At 73.7% G+C, this 19,799-nt stretch carries 17 protein-coding genes; 8 read left to right on the top strand and 9 right to left on the bottom strand.

What is annotated here, in order from left to right; translation table 11 throughout:
- Nucleotides 1-5: 5 nt before the first annotated feature.
- From KBX43_RS26470 to KBX43_RS26495, 6 genes are all read right to left on the bottom strand, one after another.
- A complete protein-coding gene (locus KBX43_RS26470) occupies nt 6-848 on the bottom strand; it encodes a PmoA family protein (RefSeq protein ID WP_166455937.1) in 843 nt (280 codons plus the stop codon).
- Nucleotides 845-1,453, bottom strand: a complete 609-nt coding sequence (locus KBX43_RS26475; RefSeq protein ID WP_210887692.1) for a hypothetical protein — start codon at nt 1,451-1,453, stop codon at nt 845-847. Before KBX43_RS26475 ends, KBX43_RS26470 begins: the two co-directional genes overlap by 4 nt.
- Nucleotides 1,450-2,319, bottom strand: a complete 870-nt coding sequence (locus tag KBX43_RS26480) for a carbohydrate ABC transporter permease (RefSeq protein ID WP_104114116.1) — start codon at nt 2,317-2,319, stop codon at nt 1,450-1,452. Before KBX43_RS26480 ends, KBX43_RS26475 begins: the two co-directional genes overlap by 4 nt.
- Nucleotides 2,316-3,296 (bottom strand): carbohydrate ABC transporter permease, encoded by a 981-nt coding sequence (locus KBX43_RS26485; protein WP_064445732.1) that lies wholly within the window; start codon nt 3,294-3,296, stop codon nt 2,316-2,318. The genes KBX43_RS26480 and KBX43_RS26485 overlap by 4 nt, the downstream gene beginning before the upstream one ends.
- Before the next feature lie 21 nt (nt 3,297-3,317).
- Nucleotides 3,318-4,661: an ABC transporter substrate-binding protein gene (locus KBX43_RS26490; RefSeq protein ID WP_043323559.1), complete on the bottom strand. Its 1,344-nt coding sequence runs from the start codon at nt 4,659-4,661 to the stop codon at nt 3,318-3,320.
- A gap of 97 nt (nt 4,662-4,758) precedes the next feature.
- Nucleotides 4,759-5,805 (bottom strand): LacI family DNA-binding transcriptional regulator, encoded by a 1,047-nt coding sequence (locus KBX43_RS26495; RefSeq protein WP_043323558.1) that lies wholly within the window; start codon nt 5,803-5,805, stop codon nt 4,759-4,761.
- Between the two features lie 241 nt (nt 5,806-6,046).
- On the opposite strand from KBX43_RS26495, the gene KBX43_RS26500 reads away from it, so the two are divergent.
- The 8 genes from KBX43_RS26500 to KBX43_RS26535 all read left to right on the top strand — a co-directional run bounded on the left by KBX43_RS26500 (nt 6,047) and on the right by KBX43_RS26535 (nt 15,640).
- Complete coding sequence (locus KBX43_RS26500; RefSeq protein WP_043323555.1) at nt 6,047-7,375, top strand: Gfo/Idh/MocA family protein; 1,329 nt, start codon at nt 6,047-6,049, stop codon at nt 7,373-7,375.
- Between the two features lie 17 nt (nt 7,376-7,392).
- Nucleotides 7,393-8,826: a glucuronate isomerase gene (gene uxaC / locus KBX43_RS26505; RefSeq protein ID WP_210887695.1), complete on the top strand. Its 1,434-nt coding sequence runs from the start codon at nt 7,393-7,395 to the stop codon at nt 8,824-8,826.
- Nucleotides 8,823-10,124 (top strand): enolase C-terminal domain-like protein, encoded by a 1,302-nt coding sequence (locus KBX43_RS26510; RefSeq protein ID WP_210887698.1) that lies wholly within the window; start codon nt 8,823-8,825, stop codon nt 10,122-10,124. Before uxaC ends, KBX43_RS26510 begins: the two co-directional genes overlap by 4 nt.
- The gene (locus KBX43_RS26515; protein ID WP_210887701.1) at nt 10,115-11,599 is read left to right on the top strand and encodes a mannitol dehydrogenase family protein; all 1,485 of its coding nucleotides are present in this window, start codon (nt 10,115-10,117) and stop codon (nt 11,597-11,599) included. Before KBX43_RS26510 ends, KBX43_RS26515 begins: the two co-directional genes overlap by 10 nt.
- 25 nt (nt 11,600-11,624) lie before the next feature.
- On the top strand, nt 11,625-12,791 hold the full coding sequence (locus tag KBX43_RS26520) for a Gfo/Idh/MocA family protein (protein ID WP_210887703.1): 1,167 nt from the start codon (nt 11,625-11,627) through the stop codon (nt 12,789-12,791).
- Nucleotides 12,792-12,819: 28 nt separating this feature from the next.
- On the top strand, nt 12,820-14,163 hold the full coding sequence (locus KBX43_RS26525; RefSeq protein WP_210887706.1) for a polysaccharide lyase family 1 protein: 1,344 nt from the start codon (nt 12,820-12,822) through the stop codon (nt 14,161-14,163).
- Nucleotides 14,164-14,445: 282 nt separating this feature from the next.
- Nucleotides 14,446-14,904: an ATP-binding protein gene (locus tag KBX43_RS26530; RefSeq protein ID WP_043323543.1), complete on the top strand. Its 459-nt coding sequence runs from the start codon at nt 14,446-14,448 to the stop codon at nt 14,902-14,904.
- A 7-nt stretch (nt 14,905-14,911) separates the two neighbouring features.
- A complete protein-coding gene (locus KBX43_RS26535) occupies nt 14,912-15,640 on the top strand; it encodes an HD domain-containing protein (RefSeq protein WP_210887709.1) in 729 nt (242 codons plus the stop codon).
- Nucleotides 15,641-15,768: 128 nt separating this feature from the next.
- Here the strand turns inward: KBX43_RS26535 and KBX43_RS26540 are convergent, their stop codons facing one another.
- From KBX43_RS26540 to KBX43_RS26550, 3 genes are all read right to left on the bottom strand, one after another.
- A complete protein-coding gene (locus KBX43_RS26540; RefSeq protein WP_187693208.1) occupies nt 15,769-16,185 on the bottom strand; it encodes a barstar family protein in 417 nt (138 codons plus the stop codon).
- A gap of 61 nt (nt 16,186-16,246) precedes the next feature.
- Entirely contained in the window at nt 16,247-16,687 is a 441-nt protein-coding gene (locus KBX43_RS26545) for a ribonuclease domain-containing protein (RefSeq protein ID WP_030499301.1), read from the bottom strand.
- Nucleotides 16,688-16,874: 187 nt separating this feature from the next.
- Nucleotides 16,875-19,784: a M36 family metallopeptidase gene (locus KBX43_RS26550; protein ID WP_280841825.1), complete on the bottom strand. Its 2,910-nt coding sequence runs from the start codon at nt 19,782-19,784 to the stop codon at nt 16,875-16,877.
- Nucleotides 19,785-19,799: the final 15 nt, after the last annotated feature.

A 19,799-nucleotide genomic window follows, 5' to 3' on the forward strand; every position in this document is an offset into this window, starting at 1 on the left:
CGGGCTCACGGCGTCACCCCCAGGCGGGCCGACACGTCGTCCGGGTCCAGGTGGCCGTCGGCGACCAGCACCCGGTGCCGGTTGTGCCGGGGCCGGCTGGCCGCGACCACCGTCGGGGTGTCGAACGCGTACGCGACGCAGACGCCCGGGTACATGGCGGTGCGTACGAACCACCTGTCACCGGGCCCCAGACCGGTGAACACCAGCGTGTACGCGCCACCGCCGGGCGCGGAGGCGGACAACGCCAGCCAGGGCGCGGCCGAGCCGTTCACCGCCTCCTCGCCCGCCGCCTCGGCGGTGCGCACCCGCGCTTCCCCGTCGGCCAGGGCACGCCAGAAGAAGCCGCCGTAGCCGGCACCGCCCGGGCGGCCGTTCGTGGCCGGGCTGCCCAGGCGCACGTCGGCGCCGGTGGCGGAGGTGAGCGTGGCGGACAGGTCCAGCCACCAGGCGTCCTCCCCGGCCGGGGTGGCGGTGATCCGCCGGTGCTCGCGCAGCAGCACCCGGCCGTGCCGGTCCCGCCATTCCAGGTCGTGGTCCAGCCGGTCGGCGGTCCGCTCCCGCCAGCCGGTGTGCGCGATGACGCCGTGGTCGTCGCGCCAGGCGTAGCCGGTGCCGCGCACGTACGTCCGGCCGCCCCACAGGTTGACGCCGTCCACGTCCTGCACGGCCAGTGACGCGCCGAGGTGCCAGACGTGGTCGGCCGGGAGCGCGTCGGTGACCGGCGTGCCGGCCCGGGTCCGCACCGGATGCAGGTACGGCCGGGGCCCGTGGCGCGGGTCCAGCTCCGGCCGGACCAGGTACCGGGCCACCTCGACACCGTCCACCACCAGCCGGGGTTCGGCGGTCACGTCGGGTCCGGGGCGGGGACCGGGCGGCGGGCGTCGAGCGCGTGCAGCGCCGCGAGGGCGTACCCGCCGAGGATCGGCACCGCGACCGGCGTGACCAGCACGCCCAGCAGCACCGCGAGGGCACAGATGCCGGAGGCGGCGGCCCACACGCCGGGGCGCTGCGGGCAGGTGCGGGCCACGTCACGCGCCGCCGTCCGCCAGCCCCGGCCGCCGCTGCGCCCGACCGCGACGGTGACCAGGCCCGCGTACCCGAGCAGGACCGCGACCACGACGGCGGTGAGCGCGAGCGCGGGCTCGCCGCCGGGAACCCGGCCGGTGGCGAGCGCGACCAGGTCGGCGGCGAGCAGCGCGACGGCGGCCAGGGCGACGGCGCTGACCGCCAGCCCGGCGGGCAGCGCGCGGCCGAACCGGGCCAGGCTGGTCCGCGCGTCGGGCCAGGAACCGGTGACCGACCTGTCGTGCAGCGCGGCACTGGCGGTGGCGAGCGCCGGGGCGAGCGTGAGCACCGGCAGCGCGGCGAGCGCCACGGCGAAGCCGAGCAGCGCCAGGTCGGTCGCCTCGCGCAGCGTGTCCCGCCAGTCGGCACGGGCAGGCACGGCGGTCATCCCTTCAGCCCGCTGGTGTTGATGCCCTCGACGAGCATCCGCTGGAAGGCCAGGAAGAACAGGAACACCGGCAGCAGGGACAGCACCGACATGGCGAACATCGGGCCGACGGCGCTCTGGCTGGTCGAGTCGATGAACAGGGTCAGCGCCACCGGGACCGTGTAGTCCTCCAGGCTGGACAGGAACACCAGTTGCCGGAAGAAGTCGTTCCAGGTCCAGATGAACGAGAAGATCGCGGTGGTGACCAGCGCCGGGCGGCTCAGCGGCAGGATGACGTGCCGGAACACGCCGTACGGGGACGCGCCGTCGATGGTGGCCGCCTCGTCCAGCTCGCGCGGGATGCCGCGCATGAACTGCACCATGAGGAAGACGAAGAACGCCTCGGTGGCCAGGAACTGCGGCACCAGCAGCGGCAGGTACGGCCAGTCGCCGCCGACCAGGCCGAGGCTGCGGAACAGGATGTACTGCGGCACGATCAGCACGTGCCCGGGCAGCAGCAGCGTGCCGATCATGACGGTGAACCAGAGCTTGCGCAGCCGGAACCGCAGCCGGCCCAGGGCGTACGCGGCGAGCAGGCAGGACAGCGCGTTGCCGACGACGGTGAGCCCGCTGACCAGCACGCTGTTGAGGAAGAACCGGCCGAAGCTGATGTCGAAGTTGGTCCAGCCGTCGACGTAGTTGCCGGGGGTGAACACCTCCGGCAGCAGGCCGACGTTGTTGACGATCTCGGCCTGCGACTTGACCGACGTGCCGAGCATCCAGAACAGCGGGTAGAGCACCACCGCGACGATCGCCACGAGCACGACCAGCCGCAGCACGTTCCGGCCGCTGCCGGGCCGGCGGCGGGCGACAGGAAGCGCCGTCACGAGTCGTCTCCGTCCGAGTAGTGCACCCAGAACCGGCCGGTGCTGAAGAAGACGGCGGTGACCACGCCGATCGCCACCAGGAACACCCACGCCATCGCCGACGCGTAGCCCATCTCCAGGTCGGTGAAGCCGGAGATGTAGAGCTTCAGCGTGTACATCAGGGTGGAGTCGACAGGGCCGCCGGTGCCGTTGCTGAGCACGAACGCGGCGGTGAAGCCCTGGAAGCCGTTGATGGTCTCCAGCACCAGATTGAAGAAGATCACCGGGGAGAGCATGGGCAGGGTGACCGCGCGGAAGCGCCGCCACGCCCCGGCGCCGTCCACCGCCGCCGCCTCGTACAGCTCGGTGGGCACCTGCTTCAGCCCGGCCAGGAAGATCACCATGGGCGCGCCGAACTGCCAGATCGCCAGCACCATCAGCGTCTCCAGCGCCCAGTCCGGGTCGCTGACCCAGGGCAGCCCCTCGACGCCGAACAGGGCGAGGAACGAGTTGAACGCGCCGTCCCGGTTGAACATGTTGACCCAGACGATGGCCAGCGCGACGCTGCCGCCGAGCAGCGACGGCAGGTAGAACAGGCTGCGGAACAGCCCGACGCCGCGCCAGGCCCGGTTGAGCAGCAGCGCCACGCCGAGCGCGGCGGCCAGCTTCAGCGGCACCGCGATCAGCGCGAACGTCAGCGTGACCCGCACCGCGTGCCAGTACGACGGGTCGGCGGTGAACATCCGCTCGTAGTTGGCCAGCCCCACCCACCGAACCTCGGACAGCGGCGTGAGGATGTCGTAGTCGGTGAAGCTCAGCCAGAGCGACAGCAGCATCGGGATCGCCGTGACGCCCATCAGTCCGATGAGCCAGGGCGAGAGGAAGACGTACCCCGCCAGGCCCTCGCCGAGCCGGGCCCGGCCGGCCCGACGCCGCGTGGGGCGAGGGCCGGCCGGTCCGGTGCGCGGGGTCCGGCCGGGCGCCGTGGTGACAGCCACGGGACCGGTCCTTTCGTGGGGTCAGGCGATCGCGGACTTGCAGGCGGTGACGAACTGCTCGGCCGCCTGAGCCGGGGTGGCGCGGCCGTACTGGGCGTTCTCGGCGGCCTTGACCAGCTCGGACTTGACCTTGCTGTGCCCCTTGATCGGCACCTGGGGCGAGGCGCCGAACTTCTGCGCCAGGTCGGACTCGACCTGGATGGACTGCTTCATGGCCGGGTCGGTGGCGGTCTCGCTGACCTTGGCGCGCAGATCCATGTTCGACGGCAGACCGCGGTCGGTGCCGAGCAGCGCCACCGCCTCCGGGTCGTTGTTCAGGAAGTTGATCACGTCGACGGCGACGTCCTTGTGCTTGCTGCCCTTGAACACCGACCAGTACATCGAGGCGCGCGCCCACTGCCCGCTCGGGTCACCCGGGTACGCGACCACGCCCAGCTCGTCCTTGGTGTTCTTCTTCAGGTCCGGCATCTGGTTGACCCACACCCAGGAGGTGGCCGACTTGCCGGTGACCACCAGCTGCTTGGTGATGTCGCTGGAGTTGCCCTCGTGGATGACGTCAGGCTTCGGGGTGGCGCCCCGGTCCCGCGCGCCCTTCCACAGCTCGAACCACTTCGTCACGTCCTCGGCGGTGAAGCCGAGCTCCTTGCCGTTGTACAGGTCCTTGCCCTGCTGGCGCAGCCACACCCAGAGCGCCTTGTAGTCGGCGCTCGGGTCCTGAGTGCCGGGCACCTTCGTCTTCTTCGCCACCTGCTCGGCCCAGGCGATGTGCTCCTCCCAGCTCATCCCGGTGGTCGGCTCGGGCAGCCCGTTCTTTTGCAGCAGCGTCTTGTTGTAGACCAGGCCCTGGGTGTTCTCCCCGGCGGCCACCCCGGCGAGCTTGCCGTCGACCACGCCGTACTCCAGCAGGCTCTTGGGGAACTTCGACACGTCGAGCTTGCCGGAGTCCTGGTAGCTGCCCAGGTCGAGCGTGGTGCTGCGGCCGGCGTACTCGGCCAGGTAGTTGTCGTCGATCTGGAACAGGTCCGGCGGGTTGCCGCCGGCGGTGAGCGTGGCGAGCTTGTCGAAGTAGCCCTGGTTGGCCTGCCAGGTCTTCTCGAACGTCACGTCCGGGTGCTTCTTGGTGTAGAGGGCCAGGGCGTCCTCGGTGAGCTTGGCCCGGGCCTCACCGCCCCACCAGAAGACGGAGAGTTTGACCGGGCCGCCGTCGCCGCCGGCGTCGTCGTCGCCACAGCCGGCCGCGCCCAGGGCGAGGGGCACGGCGAGCGCGACGGCGGCCAGGCCGCGCACGAGTCGACGTCGGGTCAGAGGGGTACGGTGATGCCGCCCGGCGGGTGCGCCGGCGGTGGGGGACGTTGCGGGGTGCATCTGCGCTCACTCCTCGGCTGTGGGAGGCGACGACGTCACCGGCTGCCGTCCACGGGCCGCCCGGGTCCGCAGTGCTGTGCGGGCCCGGGCCACCTGCTCAGGCCCCGGTGCCGTCCCGGCCGGGCGCGGGGACGGGCCCGGTCGAGTCGCGGACGACCAGTTCGGTCTGGAGCATTACCTGTGCGGTGGTGCGACGGTCGCCGGCCGCCGCGCCCCGGCCCCGGGCGCCGCGTGGCGCGTCGGAGTCGAGTTGCAGCAGCATGTCGACGGCCGTCCGGCCGGCGGCCGCGGTCGGCGTGGCCACCGTCGTCAACTTGGGGCGGGTGAGCCGGCTCAGCGCGATGTCGTCGACGCCGACGACGCTCACGTCGTGCGGCACCCGCGTCCCGAGCGCGTCCAGCCCTTCGATCAGGCCGATCGCCATCAGGTCGTTGTAGGCCAGCACGGCGGTGACGCCGCTGCGGCGCACCTGTTCGGCCAGGGCGCCGCCGCCGGTCTCGGTGGGCTGGTTGGGTCCGAGGACGGTCAGCTCCGCTGAACCGCTGCGGGCGGCGGCGGTAGCGGCGCGGCGCATCTCCCGGGCGGTCCACGAGCCGCGTGGGCCGCCGAGCAGCGCGATCCGGCGGTGGCCGAGCCCGAGCAGGTGCTCGATCGCGGCCCGGGCGCCCTGCCCGACGTCCATCATCACGCAGGGCAGGCCGGCGACCTGGCGGTTTATCACCACCACCGGGACCTCGCGGCTGACCTGCTCGATCAGGCTGTTGCTCATCCGGGGGCTGCACAGCAGCACGCCGTCGACCTGCTTGGCCAGCGCGTGGACCAGGTCCTCCTCGGCGACCGGGTCCTCGTTGGTGTCGGCGACGAACACGTGGTAGTCGCGGTGCCGGGCCTGCCCCTCCGCCGCCTTGATCAGCGGCGGGAAGAACGGGTTGGCGATGTCGGCCACGATCAGGCCGATGTTGTGCGTACGGCCGGTGATGAGGGCCCGGGCGGCCCGGTTGGGCCGGTAGCCGAGGTCCTCCGCGCAGGCCAGCACCCGGACCCGGGTCTCCGGGTTGACCAGGTGCGGGGCCGAGAACGTCCGGGACACGGTGGAGATGTGCACACCGGAGGCGCGGGCGACGTCCCGGATGGTGGCTGGCACGGCGGGCTCCCTCGTCCGATGTGGTGGGGGTCACGGGTGCCGCCCATTAATGCAAACGGTTGCGCCCGTGTCAACGGTCCATTGTTGCGGCTCGATTGCGGCGACGGTCCCGGTGGGCGCGCGAAACCTCATCAATGCGGATGGATAGGGCGGCTTGACCGCCATCCGTTGACGACGTATCCATCGTCGTGGTTTCTTCGGCTGCAAACCTTTGCAGCCGACTGCCGGGGAGGCCGACGTCATGTCACCACCGGCCCGGGAACGGGTCCGCCACGCCCTGGTCGGCGCCGGGGCGCGCGCCGAGATGTTCGTCCGCGCCCTGGCGCTCGACCACGCCGACACCGCCGAGCTGGTCGCGTTCGCCGACGTCAACCAGACGAGGATGGACGCGCACAACCGCTGGCTGGCCGAGCTGGGCCGGTCGCCGGTGCCCACGTACACGGCCGGCGACTTCACCGCGATGCTCGCCAAGGAGCGCGTCGACGTGGCGCTGGTGACCAGCGTGGACGCCACCCACGACGAGTACGTGACGGCGGCGCTGCGCGCCGGCTGCGACGTGATCGTCGAGAAGCCCATGACGGTCGACGCGGAACGGTGCCGCCGCATCCTGGACGCGGTCGCCGAGACCGGCCGGCGCGTCACAGTCGCGTTCAACTACCGCTACAACCCGCTGCACGAGCAGGTCCGGCGGCTGCTCGCCGACGGCGCGGTGGGCGAGATCGGGTCGGTGCACTTCGAGTGGCTGCTCGACGTGCGCCACGGCGCCGACTACTTCCGCCGCTGGCACCGCGACAAGTCCGTCTCCGGCGGGCTGCTGGTGCACAAGTCCGGCCACCACTTCGACCTGGTCAACTGGTGGCTGGACGCGCGCCCGGTCGAGGTGCACGCGTACGGCCGGTTGTTCTTCTACGGCGCCCACGGCCGCCGGCACGGCTACGCCCGCGACTACGACCGGGCGCACGGCTCCCCCGCCGCCGACGGCGACCCGTTCGCGCTGCGCCTGGCCGACCACCCGCGACTGCGCGAGCTGTACCTCGACGCCGAGGCCGAGGACGGCTACCACCGCGACCGCAACGTCTTCGCCCCCGGCGTGACCATCGAGGACGACCTCGCGGTGCTCGCCCGCTACGACACCGGCGCGACCATGACCTACCACCTGACCGCGTACGCCCCCTGGGAGGGCTACCGGGTGATGGTCAACGGCAGCCGGGGCCGCCTGGAGCTGGAGGTGACCGAGAGCGACCACGTCAGCCCGTCCGTCGCCGGTGCACTGAAGGGCGCGGCGCTGCACGGCGACGAGGCCGCCGTCGAGCGGGGCGCGGCCCGGCTCACGCTGCGCCCGTTCTGGGCGCCGCCGGTCCAGATCCCGGTCGAGGGCTGGACCCGGCGCGGGCACGGCGGCGCGGACACCCGGATGACCCGGGTGCTGCTCGGCGGCGAACCCGACCCGCTCGGCCGGGCCGCCACCGCCCGCGACGGCGCGCTCGCGCTGCTCACCGGCCTGGCCGCCAACCGCTCGCTGGAGACCGGCGCCCCCACCCGCGTCGCCGACCTGCTCACCCTGCCCTGACCGAGGAGCCCGCCCCCGTGCCGATCATCTCCCCCAGCGATCTGCTGCTGCCCGCCGAGCCCGGCCTGCGTGCCCTGGCCCGCGAGCTGTACGCGCTCGCCGCGCAGCAGCCGATCATCTCCCCGCACGGGCACGTCGACCCCGGGCTGCTGGCCGACGACCAGCCGTTCCCCGACCCGGCCCGGCTGCTCGTCGTACCCGACCACTACCTGACCCGGATGCTGCTCAGCCAGGGCGTACCCCCGGCCGACCTGGGCGTGCCCAGCGTCGACGGCAGCCCGGTGGAGACCGACGGGCGGACCATCTGGCGGCGATTGGCCGCGCACTGGCACCTGTTCCGCGGCACCCCGTCCCGCCTGTGGCTGGAGCAGACGTTCCGCAACGTGTTCGACGTCGACACGCCGCTGAGCCCGGCCACCGCCGACACCGTCTACGACGCGCTCGCCGCGCGCCTGGCCGAACCGGGATTCCGGCCCCGGGCGCTGTTCGAGCGCTTCGGCATCGAGGTGCTCGCCACCACCGAGTCGCCGCTGGACGACCTGGGCCGGCACGCCAAGCTCGCCGCCGACGGCTGGGGCGGGCCGGGCGGGCGGGTGGTCACCACGTTCCGCCCCGACGACGTGGTGGACATGGAGTTCGGCAACTGGGCGGCAAACGTGGACCGCCTCGCCGAGGTCTCCGGCGAGGACACCGGCACGTACGCCGGATACCTGGCCGCGCTGCGGGCCCGGCGGGAGGCGTTCGCCGCCGCCGGGGCCACCTCCACCGACCACGGGCACCCGACCGCCCGTACCCTCGACCTCAGTCCGGCGCAGGCCGCGGCCCTGTTCGACAGGGGCCGGCGCGGCCTGGCCGACACGGGCGACGCGGAGGCGTTCCGGGCGCACATGCTGCTGGAGTTCGCCCGGATGTCGCTCGACGACGGCCTGGTCATGCAGCTGCACCCCGGTGCGGTGCGCAACCACAACCGGTGGCTGCACGCCCGGCACGGCCGCGACGTGGGCGGGGACGTGCCGCAGGCCACCGAGTACGTGCACGCTCTCGCGCCGCTGCTGGACGCGCACGGCAACGACCCGCGGCTCACAGTGGTGCTCTACACGCTCGACGAGGACACGTTCACCAGGGAACTCGCCCCCCTGGCCGGCGGCTACGCGGCGCTGCGCCTCGGCGCGCCCTGGTGGTTCCTGGACTCCCCCGAGGTGCTGCGCCGGTTCCGCGAGGCGGTCACCGAGACGGCCGGCTTCTACAACACCGCCGGGTTCGTCGACGACACCCGCGCGTTCTGCTCCATCCCGGTACGCCACGACGTGGCCCGCCGGGTCGACGCCGGATTCCTCGCCCGCCTCGTCGCCGAGCACCGGATGACCGGGGACGAGGCCGCCGAGACGATCGTCGACCTGGCGTACCGGCTGCCGAAGCAGGTCTTCAAGTTCGGAGGTGGGCCTTCATGACCACAATCGTCGACGTCGAGGTGCACGACGTGCGCTTCCCCACCGCCGCCAGCGGCGACGGCTCGGACGCGATAAACCGGGGCGACTACTCGGCCACGTACGTGGAGCTGACCACCGACGGCGGGCCGACCGGCACCGGGTTCACGTTCACCAACGGGCGGGGCAACGAGATCACCTGCGCGGCGGTCCGCGCGCTCGCCCACCACGTACGCGGACGCACCGTCGCCGAGATCGCCGCCGAACCCGTCGCGTTCTGGCGCTCCCTGGCCGCCGACGTGCAACTGCGCTGGCTGGGCCCGGAGAAGGGCGTGATCCACATGGCCACCGGCGCGCTCGTCAACGCGGTCTGGGACCTGCGCGCCAAGCTCGCCGGCAAGCCGATGTGGCGCCTCCTCGCCGAGATGCCCACCGACGAGCTGGTCGCGACTGTCGACTTTCACCACATCACCGACGCGCTCACCCCGGACGAGGCGGCGGCCATCCTCGACAAGGGACGCGACGGCCTGGCCGACCGGCTCGCCGGGCTGGAACGCGACGGGTTCCCCTCGTACACCACGTCGGTGGGCTGGCTCGGCTACCCGGACGAGCAGGTGCGCGCGCTGACCCGCGACGCGTACGCCGCCGGGTGGCGCGCGATGAAGATGAAGGTCGGCGGGCGGATCGAGGACGACCTGCGGCGGGCCCGGATCATCAGGGCCGAGATCGGCCCGGACGCGCTGCTGATGATGGACGCCAACCAGGTGTGGGACGTGGACGAGGCGATCGCCGCGATGGGCGTGCTCGCCGAGGTCGACCCGTACTGGATCGAGGAGCCCACGCACGCCGACGACGTGCTCGGCCACGCCCGGATCGCCCGCGCGGTCACCGAGCTGACCGGCGGACGCTGCCGGGTCGCCACCGGCGAGGTCGCCGCCAACAAGGTCATCTTCAAGCAGCTGCTCCAGGCCGAGGCGATCGGCGTGATGCAGATCGACGCCTGCCGAGTCGGCGGCGTGGACGAGGTGCTCGCCGAGCTGCTGCTGGCGGCGAAATTCGGCGTGCCGGTCTGCCCGCACGCGGGCGGCGTGGGCCTGTGCGAGTACGTGCAGCACCTCGCGATCTTCGACCACCTGCGGGTCGGCACGAGCCTGGACGGCCGCATGGTCGAGTACGTCGACCACCTGCACGAGCACTTCACCGACCCGGTCCGCACCCGGGGCGGGCGCTACCTGGTGCCCACCGTGCCCGGCTACAGCGCCACCATGCGCCCGGAGTCGATCGCGCGGTTCCGCTTCCCGGACGGCCCGGCATGGCGCTGACCCCCGACCGGCTCGGCCTGGCCACGCTACGCCACCTGCCGCCGGAGTCCCGGCCGCTGCTGCGCCCCGGCACCGTGCCGGCCGGCATCGTCCACCTCGGCGTCGGCGCGTTCCACCGCGCCCACCAGGCGGTGCACACCGAGGCGGCGGTCGGCGCGGCCGGCGGCGACTGGGGCATCATCGGCGTCGCGCCGCGCAGCACCGACGTGGTCGACGCCCTGGCCGCGCAGGACTGCCTGTTCAGCGTCACCACGCTCGCCCCCGACGCCGCGGCCACCCGGGTGGTCGGCGCGCTCGCCGGGGTACGGCACGCCGCGAGTGACCCGGACGCGGTGGTCGGCCTGCTCGCCGACCCGGCGATCCGGGTGGTCACGCTGACGGTGACCGAGAAGGCGTACCGGCTGGACCCGGTGACCGCAGCGCTCACAGTGGACGCGGACCTGACCGCCGACCTCACCACCGGCCGTCCCCCGCGTACCGTGCCCGGTCTGCTGGTGCGCGGGCTGCTCGCCCGCGCCGCCGCCGACGCCGGGCCGATCGCGCTGGTGAGCTGCGACAACCTGCCCGCCAACGGACGCCGTCTGCGCGGGCTGGTGGAGCAGTGCCTCGCGCTGGCCCGGGTGCCGGACGCGAGCGCCGAACGGGTGCTCACCGCCGTCACCTGCCCCGGCACCATGGTCGACCGGATCGTGCCGGCCGCCACCGACGAGACCCGGGACACCGCGCGCCGGGCGCTGGGCGTGACCGACCTGGCGGCGATCGCCGCCGAACCGTGGTCGCAGTGGGTGATCGAGGACGACTTCCCCGGCGGCCGACCGGCCTGGGAGCGGTCCGGCGCGGTGCTCACCGACGACGCCGGCCCGTGGGAGCGGCTGAAACTGCGGGCCCTCAACGGCGTGCACTCGGCCACCGCGTACCTGGGCGCGCTCGCCGGCGCGGAGACGGTGGCCGAGGCGCTGACGCTGCCGCACCTGGAGGCGGTGCTGCGGCGGCTGGTCGCCGAGGACATCACGCCGAGCTTCACCCCGCCGGCCGGCGTCGACGTGAGCGCCTACGGCGAGCAGGTGCTCGCCCGCTTCGCCAACCCCGCGATCCGGTACCGGACCACGCAGGTCGCCATGGACGGCTCGCAGAAGCTGCCGCAGCGGGTGCTGCACACCGTCGCCGACCTGCGGGCGGCCGGCCGGTCGGCGCGGTGGAGCGCGCTCGTGGTGGCGGCCTGGCTGCGGTTCCTGCTCGGGTACGCCGACGACGGCCGGCCGCTGCCGCTGGACGACCCGCTCGCCGACCGGCTGCGCGCCGCCCTCGCCGCCGGAGCGCACACCCCGGCCGGGGTGGTGGACGCGGTCTTCGCGCTGCGCGAGGTGTTCCCGCCCGACCTGGCCGCCGACGACGAGTTCCGCGCCGACGTGACCGGCTGGCTCACCGCGCTGGAACGCCACGGCGTCCGGGCCACGCTGGCGGACGCCCGGTGACCGGGAGCACGCCGGGCGGCGCCCGGTGAGCGCCGGCGGGCCGCCACGGGTGGCGTTGATCGGGGCGAACGGGCACGGCCGCTGGCACCGCCGGACCATCGCGGAACTGCACGCGGCCGGGCGGGCGCGCCTGGTGGCGCTGGTCGACGTGCGGCCGCTGGATGCCGAACCGGACGCGCCGGTCCCGCCGGAAGCGGCCGTTTTCACCGACCACCGGGCCATGCTCGCCGAGTCCCGGCCCGACGTGGTGGTGATCTGCACGCCGCCGCACACCCACCTGCCGATCGCGCTCGACGCGCTCGCCGCCGGGGCGGACCTGCTGCTGGAGAAGCCGCCGGTGCTCGACCTCGCCGAACACCTGACGCTCACCGCCGCCGCGCACGCCGCCGGCCGGGCCGTGCAGGTCAACTTCCAGGCGCTCGGCTCGGCCGCGCTGACCGAACTGACCGGCGCGCTCGGGCGGCTCGGCCCGGTCACCGGCATCGCCACACTCGCCGCCTGGCAACGCCCGGACGCCTACTACGCCCGCTCCCCGTGGGCCGGGCGACGAACCGTCGACGGCCGCCCGGCGCTGGACGGAGCGCTCGCCAACCCGCTCGCCCACGCGCTCATGCAGTGCCTCGCCGTCGCAGAATCGGTCACCGGCGCACCCGTCCGCCCCGCCCGGATCGCCGTCGAGCGCTACCGGGTGCGCCCGATCGAGGTGGACGACACCACAGTGCTGCGACTGACGCCGCACGCCGGGCCGCCCGTGCTGGCCGCGCTCACCCTCGCCGCCGAGGAACACGTACCCGGGGAGGTGCTGGTCACCGGCGAGCGGGGCCGGGCGGTGCTGGAGTACCCCACCGACCGGCTGCGGCTACCCGGCGACGACACGCCACGCCCGGTGCCCGGCCGCCGGGGGCTGCTGGCGAACCTGCTCGACCACCGCGCGGACGGCACGCCGCTGATCGCGCCGCTGGCGCGTACCGAACCGTTCACCGCGGTGCTGGACGCGCTGCGGGACGCGCCCGTTCCGACGCTGCTCGACGGGGACCTGGTGCGCGTGGCGGGCGACGGCCCGCAGCGGGTGCGGATGGTGCGGGGCGTCGGCGCGGTGCTGCGGGCCGCCGTCGAGACCGGCGCGCTGCCGTCCGAGGCGGGCGTGCCGTGGGCGGTCACGCCGTACGTGGTGGACCTGCCCGCGCAGTGAATGTCCCTCCAGGAGAACGGAACGAGTCATGCGTACCCGAACCGCAGTCGTCGCGGCGCTGACCGCCGCGCTCGTCCTCACCACCGCCGCGCCCGCGCCGGCCGCACCTGGTGAGCCGTCCCGGGCCGCCGAGCTGATCGGCCGCCAGGCCCTCGCCGCGAACGACGGCTGGGCCGCCGCCGGCACCGGCACCACCGGCGGGTCGGCCGCCACGCCGGAGCGGGTGCGCGTCGTGCGTACCCGGGCCGAACTGGTCGCCGCGCTCGGCGGCGACAACGCCACGAACGCCACCGACGCCACCTCCAAGATTGTGTACGTGGCCGGAACCGTCGACGGTTTCGAAGGCCCGGACGGCACGCCGCTGGACTGCGCCGACCTGGCCGACCCCGAGTACTCGCTGCAGGCCTACCTGGCCGCGTACGACCCGGCGACCTGGGGGCGGACGAACCCGAGCGGGCCGCTGGAGGCCGCCCGGGTGCGGTCGGTGGCCAACCAGACCCGGCAGACCCAGATCAACGTCGGCTCCAACACCACGATCATCGGGCTGCGCGGCGCCCGGCTCACCGGCCTGACGCTGATGATCGACCGGGTGGACAACGTGATCGTGCGCAACATCGAGTTCGTCGACGCCCGGGACTGCTTCCCCGCCTGGTCCCCCACCGACGGCGACACCGGCAACTGGAACTCCCAGTACGACCAGATCTCCGTGCGGCGCAGCGAACACGTCTGGATCGACCACAACACGTTCACCGACGGCGACAACCCGGACAGCACGCAGCCCGTCTACTTCGGCCGGCCCTGGCAGGTGCACGACGGCTCGCTGGACGTCACGCACACCGCCAGCCTGGTCACCGTCTCCTGGAACCGGTTCACCGGCCGGGACAAGGTGATGCTGATCGGCTCGTCCAACACCGTCGGGCCGGACGTGGGCAGGCTCAACGTCACCGTGCGGCACAACCTGTTCGACGGCACGCTGCAACGGCTGCCCCGGGTACGGTTCGGCCAGGTCGACGTGCACGAGAACCACTACCGGCTCGGCGGGCCCGGCTTCGAGTACGCCCTCGGCGTCGGCGTGCAGTCCGCGCTGTACGCGGAGAACAACTTCTTCACGCTCACCGGCGACGCCGGCCCCGCAGACCTGCTGTACGACTGGGGCGGCACCGCGCTCACCGAGCGCGGCAGCTGGGTGCGCCAGGGTGACCGCCTGCCCCGGCCGGTGAGCCTGCTCGCCGCGTACAACGCCGTCCACGACCCGGACCTCGGCGGCGACGCCGGATGGACGCCGACGCTGCGCGCCGCCCGGCCGATGCCGGCCCCGCTGGTCCCGCTCGTCGTCGACGCCTTCGCCGGCGCCGGGCGGCTGCCGCTCTGACCTGCCCCGATACCCGCTCGCGTACCGCCTCCACGTCGCCGGCGTGACCGTCCGCTCATCCCGCGCCGGCGTCCCCTCCGGGGGGCGCCGGCCCGCCGCCGTTGCCGCCCTGCCGGGCCGCCGGCTGACACGCCGCCCCCGATGCGCAATGATCACGTTTGACGGACAGCGCCGCCGGGGGAATGAATCGGCGGTCACCGGGGACAACAGGGTGAGAATCGGGCGGTGACAGCGCGAGTGGGCGCCCAGGTCCGGGGACGGGCACGGGACGGAGGGCCGGACGTGACGGGTGGGACATCCGCGGACGTCGGCCCGGTCCTCACCATCGAGCTGCCGGCCGACCCGGGCCGGCTCGCCGCCACCCGCGAGCGGCTACGCGGCTGGCTGCACGCCCGGGGCGTCAGCGAGTGGGACGTCGAAACCGTCCTCATCGCCACCGGCGAGGCGTGCGCAAACGCCATCGAGCACGGGTACCGCTTCGCACCGGAGGGGATCACCACGCTGCGGGCCGAGCTGCGCGGCGACCGGTTGGAGATCGAGGTACGCGACCAGGGCGGCTGGCGGCCAGCCGACGGCGACGAGAGCGGCGACCGGGGACGCGGGCGGCTGATCATGGCGCGGGTGATGGACGAGGCCACCATCGTCGGCACGCCCGAGGGCACCTGCGTACGCCTGGTCAAGCGCCTGACCGACGACGTGAGCGGCCCGGCGGGCACCGGATCTAGCGAAGATCAGCTATAAGGGACGCATGGAGTTCCCCGCGTACCTCGCCACCATGCCGATGCACGCGATCACCGAGATCCACGGTGAGCCCGGCCTGCTGGCCCGGTTCCGGCTGGAGATCGAGGCGTTCGACGAGGCCGACCGCGACCGGCTGACCGAGGCGCTCGACCTGGCCGCCGACCTGCACCGCGACGACCGGCGGGTACGCGAGCCGTACCTCAACCACCTGCTGCGGGTGTCGATCCGGCTGATGCACCACTACCAGGTGCGGGACGTGGACGTGATCGTCGCCGGGCTGCTGCACGACGCGGTCGAGGACCACCCCGCCGAGCTGGCCGGGCTCGACCCTTCGGCCACCGGGCCCGACGTGACCTCGGCGGCGCTCGCCGCGCTGTCCGGCCGGTTCGGGTCGCGGGTCGCCCGGCTGGTCGCGGCGGTCACCAACCCCGAGTACGACCCGGGGCGGGACCGCGACGAGCAGTACCGGGAGCACGTGGCGGCCAGCCTGGAACGGGAGCCCTGGGCCCGGGTGATCAAGGTGTCCGACTTCACCGACAACGGCGTGGGCGTGATCCACACGGTCGGGCCGAAGGTGGCCCGCGCCGCCACGAAGTACCGCCCGCTGGTGCCGGTCTTCCGCGACCTGGTCGCCCGCCCGGACACACCGTTGTCGCCACCGGTCAAGGAGCACATCCTGGCCCAGCTCGACCTGGCCGAGGAACGCTTCAGCGCCATCCTCGACCACCCCACCTGACCCCCACCCGCCCTCGCGGCGTTGATCAAGGAGTTTGGGTCGCCCCGGCGGCCTGATTCGGACACAAACTCCTTGATCACCGCCCCGGTCGGCAGGCCGGGTGAGGGTGACGGGTGCGGGTGGTGGGATCAGCCGGTGGCGGGTGGGCCGGCGAGCCGTCCGCCGAGCACGGCGGCGACGCGGTCGCGCAGGGCGGGCAGCCGGTCCGGGTGGTCGTGCAGCACCACCCGCAGCGTCTCGTGGCCACCGGCGGCGACCGCGCCGAGCACGTCGAGCAGCGTGCCGAGCTGCGCGGGCGGCTCGTCGGCGAGCAGGTACGCCGCGTCGGTCACGACCACTGTCAGCGGACCGGCGTCGAGGCGGTCGGCGAGCGCGTCGGCCAGGGCGTCCCAGTTACGGCCGTACCAGTCGGGCAGGTCCAGCGCCCGGGCCAGCGCCTCGTGCAGCCCGGCCCGGGTGCGGCCGGCCACGCCGGAGACCGGCACACCGTCCGGCTCGGACGGCGCAAAGTCGTACCCGAGCCAGGCCGGCAACCGCGTACCCATGATCCGTCCTTTCCCGACGGCGCCGGCCGGGCGTCGGGAGCCCGGCCGGCGTCGAGGCTGCTCAGAGCCGGTAGAAGTTGGCGTAGTGGTCGGGTGAGAACCAGGTCGCCCCGGTGCTCTTGTTGACCACGATCCGGTACGCGTCCCGGGAGGCGTTGCAGGCGCGCGGGTAGACGTCGTACTCGTAGTAGGTGGCGCCGGAGGGCAGCTGTCCCTCGTAGTTGTAGAACCGGCCGCCGGCGAAGTTGCACTGGCCGCCGCTCCACGAGTACCAGCCGCGGCTGGTCGGGAAGCTCTTCGCGGACCAGCCGGACCGCGCGGTGCGCGCGTCGGCGCAGCGGGACTGGGTGCAGGAGCCGTAGACGGCGGCAGCGGCCGGTTCGGCGAGCCGGGTGGAGACAGTGGCGGGGGCGACGAGCGCGGCGGCGGCCACGGCGGCGACCAGGGCGGACGCGGCGAGGGCGCGGCGTACGCGGGTGACGGCGGCGCGGAACGGGGTCAAGGGATCCTCCTTGAACGGGACGACAGCGCATCGACCAGCGTTGATGACCGGTCGACGCTCAGTCTGTCCGGGATCCTGCCCCCGGTACAGCCCCGATCCGGCGACGAGGCCCCGAACCCCGCGTGAACACACGGCGGCGGGTGCGGACGGACGACAGGAGCCGCCCGTCCGCACCCGCCGCGCGGAGCTAGTGCGAGAACGCCTGGAACTCGGCGATCCGCACGTTCTGCGCCTGCGGGCTGGCGGTGGCGCAGTCGGTCGCCGCCCGCGGGTCGTCGTCCTGCTCACCGGCGTAGTCCGGCGCGCCGGTGCACTGGTTGGTCAGCACCTCGACGCGCAGGTGCGTGGCAGTGGTGCGCGGGATGTCGAACGACCGCATGATCAGCTCCGGCGCCCGGGGACGCGGCGCCACCGACGGGAAGGCGTCCGGCTTGCTGGTGTAGACCGGCCGGAAGTCCGCCGCGTCGGCGCACGTCACCGGCCCCTGCGCGGTGCACGCCAGCACCCGGAACTGCCGCAGCGCGGAGTACCGGCTCTGGGTGCCGGTGTCCGCGTCACCGGTGACGGGCGGGCGCAGCATCGCGCTGACCTGCACCCGGCGTACCTGCTGGACGCCGCCGGCCAGGTCGACGGTGACCTGCCGGCCGGCGACCGGCGCGCCGAGCGAGGCCCAGTTGGTGGCCTCGTCGTCGTCGACGATCTGCGGCAGGTTGATCCCGTCACCGGCCACTGTCGCGCCGGTGGTCGCCGAGGCCAGGTTGGGTCGCAGCTTCACCGGCAGCGTCCGGTTCTGGCCCGCCTTGATCGTCACCGGGCCGATCCGGGTGTGCCCGTAGCCGGGGGCCCGCACCACGAACTCGTACGTGCCGGGCACCAGGTCCACCCGGTCGGTCAGCGGGGTCGCCGGGTCGGTGTCCGCGACCGGCACGGCCCGCGCCTGGTAGCGCCCGACGAACAGCTGCGCACCGGCCACCGGCCCGCGCTCGCCCACCGGCAGGAGCCGCAGCGAGCCCTCCCGGGCGTACGGGGAGGTGAAGCCCGGCGTGGGGTCGGGGTCGGTGTGGCCGACGCTGACCGCGCCCTCCCCCAGGCCGCGCTTGGCGAACGCGTTCCAGAGCAGGTCCTGGTTGGCCCCGCCGAAGCGGATCCGGTCGGCGGCGAGCATCGCGTCCCGGGCGTCGACCATGCTGACCTGGCTGACCGCCATCAGCAGGAACGAGTCGAAGACCAGCTGGATCCAGCGCCGGTTGCCGGGGCAGGCGGTCACGTCGCGAGCGCCGGTCGCGCACGCCTTCTGGATCGCCGGGGTGCCGCTGCCCCAGCGGCGCATCATGGCCGCGCGGATGTCGGTGTTGGTGGCGCTCCACACCTCGCCGGAGGCGTGCACCTGCAGGCCGACGAAGTCGTAGTCCAGCGAGCTGTAGTTCAGCGGGCTGTCGCTCATGTTGTAGTTGCGGATGCCCGCGTTCGGGTCCTGCGTGGTGTACTCGCCGATGGTGAAACCGCGCCGGCCGGGCGCGGCGTACCCGTGCTCGAAGAGGTACTCCATCGCGAGCTGGTCGGACCAGCTCTCGCTCATGCCCTGCGGCGTGCTGACCCCGGCGCTCGGGCCGGCGATCATGCGGTTGGTGACCGCGTGACCGTACTCGTGGGCGATCACCGACATGTCGAAGTCGCCGTCGACGCAGGGCGCATAGAACGAGCCGGCGGTGGGCTGCCACAGGTACATGTTGGTGGTCGGCGCGACGCCGTCCGGCGGGGTGATCTGGTTGGCGTTGTTGCGGGCCGGGAACGTCGGCGGGCCGCCGCTGACGCCACCGGCCTGGGCGTTGCCCTGCTCGGGGTCGTTACCGAGACCGCCGCGGCCGAGGTTGTCCTGCTGCATGTTCCAGGTCTCCTCGGTGAACCCGAGGTGGTACGTCCAGTCGTGCATCCGGTTGTGCATCGCGAACAGGTTCGCCCGGGCCGCGTCGATGTCGTTGGCGCGCGGCGAGGTGAACACCTCCGGGTTGCAGCGCTGCTCCTGCCACTGGTTCGTCCACGGGTACGCGTATTTGCGGTCCGGGCGGGGCGTGGCGGTCTCGGTGCCGACGCTGAACGCGTCGTTGCTGAACCAGTTCTGCACGGCTATCGCGTTGTTGCCCTTGGTCGTGGTGGTGGACTCGCCGGTCGCCGGGTCCACGTCCCAGGCCGGGTGCCCGGGCACCCCGACCACCTCGGCGCAGCCGCGCGCCGGCACGGCGCACCACCGCTTACGGGTGTCGACGGAGGACCTGTCGACCCGGGGCGAGTTCGGGAAGACCTCCCAGGACGGGTGGTCCGAGGCGTGGTCGATCAGGTCCTCGCGGACCAGCACGGCGCCGTCGCGGGCGTCCACGTAGGTGGAGTAGGCGGCCGGGTCCGCGCCGGTGGTGTCCGCGCCGAGGACCACCTCCCACGCCGCGCGCGGCCCACGGTCCGCGGTGGGCACCGCGACCAATGAGGTACGTATGACCTGCGCGTCGCCGCGGCCGGCATCGGCGATCGCCGCCTTGCGGGCCTGCTCGGCGCTGATCGTGGCCGGGGCCGGCGTACCGGCGTCGCGGGCGAGCGAGGAGCTGACGTGCCACACCGCTCCGTCGCGTACGCCGACCGACAGCATGCCGTCGACGGCGGCCGGCAGATCACCGAAGCGCTGCCGGAACAGCACCGTCGCGCCCTGCCCCATCGGCGCCACGGTCAGCAGTTCCAGCGCGGCGGCGCCCTCGGCGGTCAGGCCCAGCACGTCCCGGTTGGCGGCCACGTACGCGCGCGCGGCGGCGGCCGGGTCGGCAGGCAGGCCGGTGGCCAGGGGCTTGCCGGTGGAGGTGAGCGTGGCGGGCGTACCGAAGTCGGTCCAGCGCACGCGCGCGCCGAGCGCGGCGGCCCGGTCCCGCTGCCGCTCGGTGGCGGCGACGCGGCCCTTGCGGTTGTCGGTGGCCTTGGTGTCGTGCCGGTCGCCCGGCAGGTGGTCGGGTGGCGCCTGGGTACGGGTCTGTTCCCGGGGTGCCGCCTGGCCGCCGCCAGCGGCGGTCAGGACCAGACCGGCTGCCAGCAGCAGCGCGGTGGTCCCCGTCAACGCACGGGATGGTGT

Origin of the sequence: Micromonospora sp. C41 (genome assembly GCF_018070485.1) — a bacterium.
GTDB lineage: Bacteria > Actinomycetota > Actinomycetes > Mycobacteriales > Micromonosporaceae > Micromonospora > Micromonospora chalcea.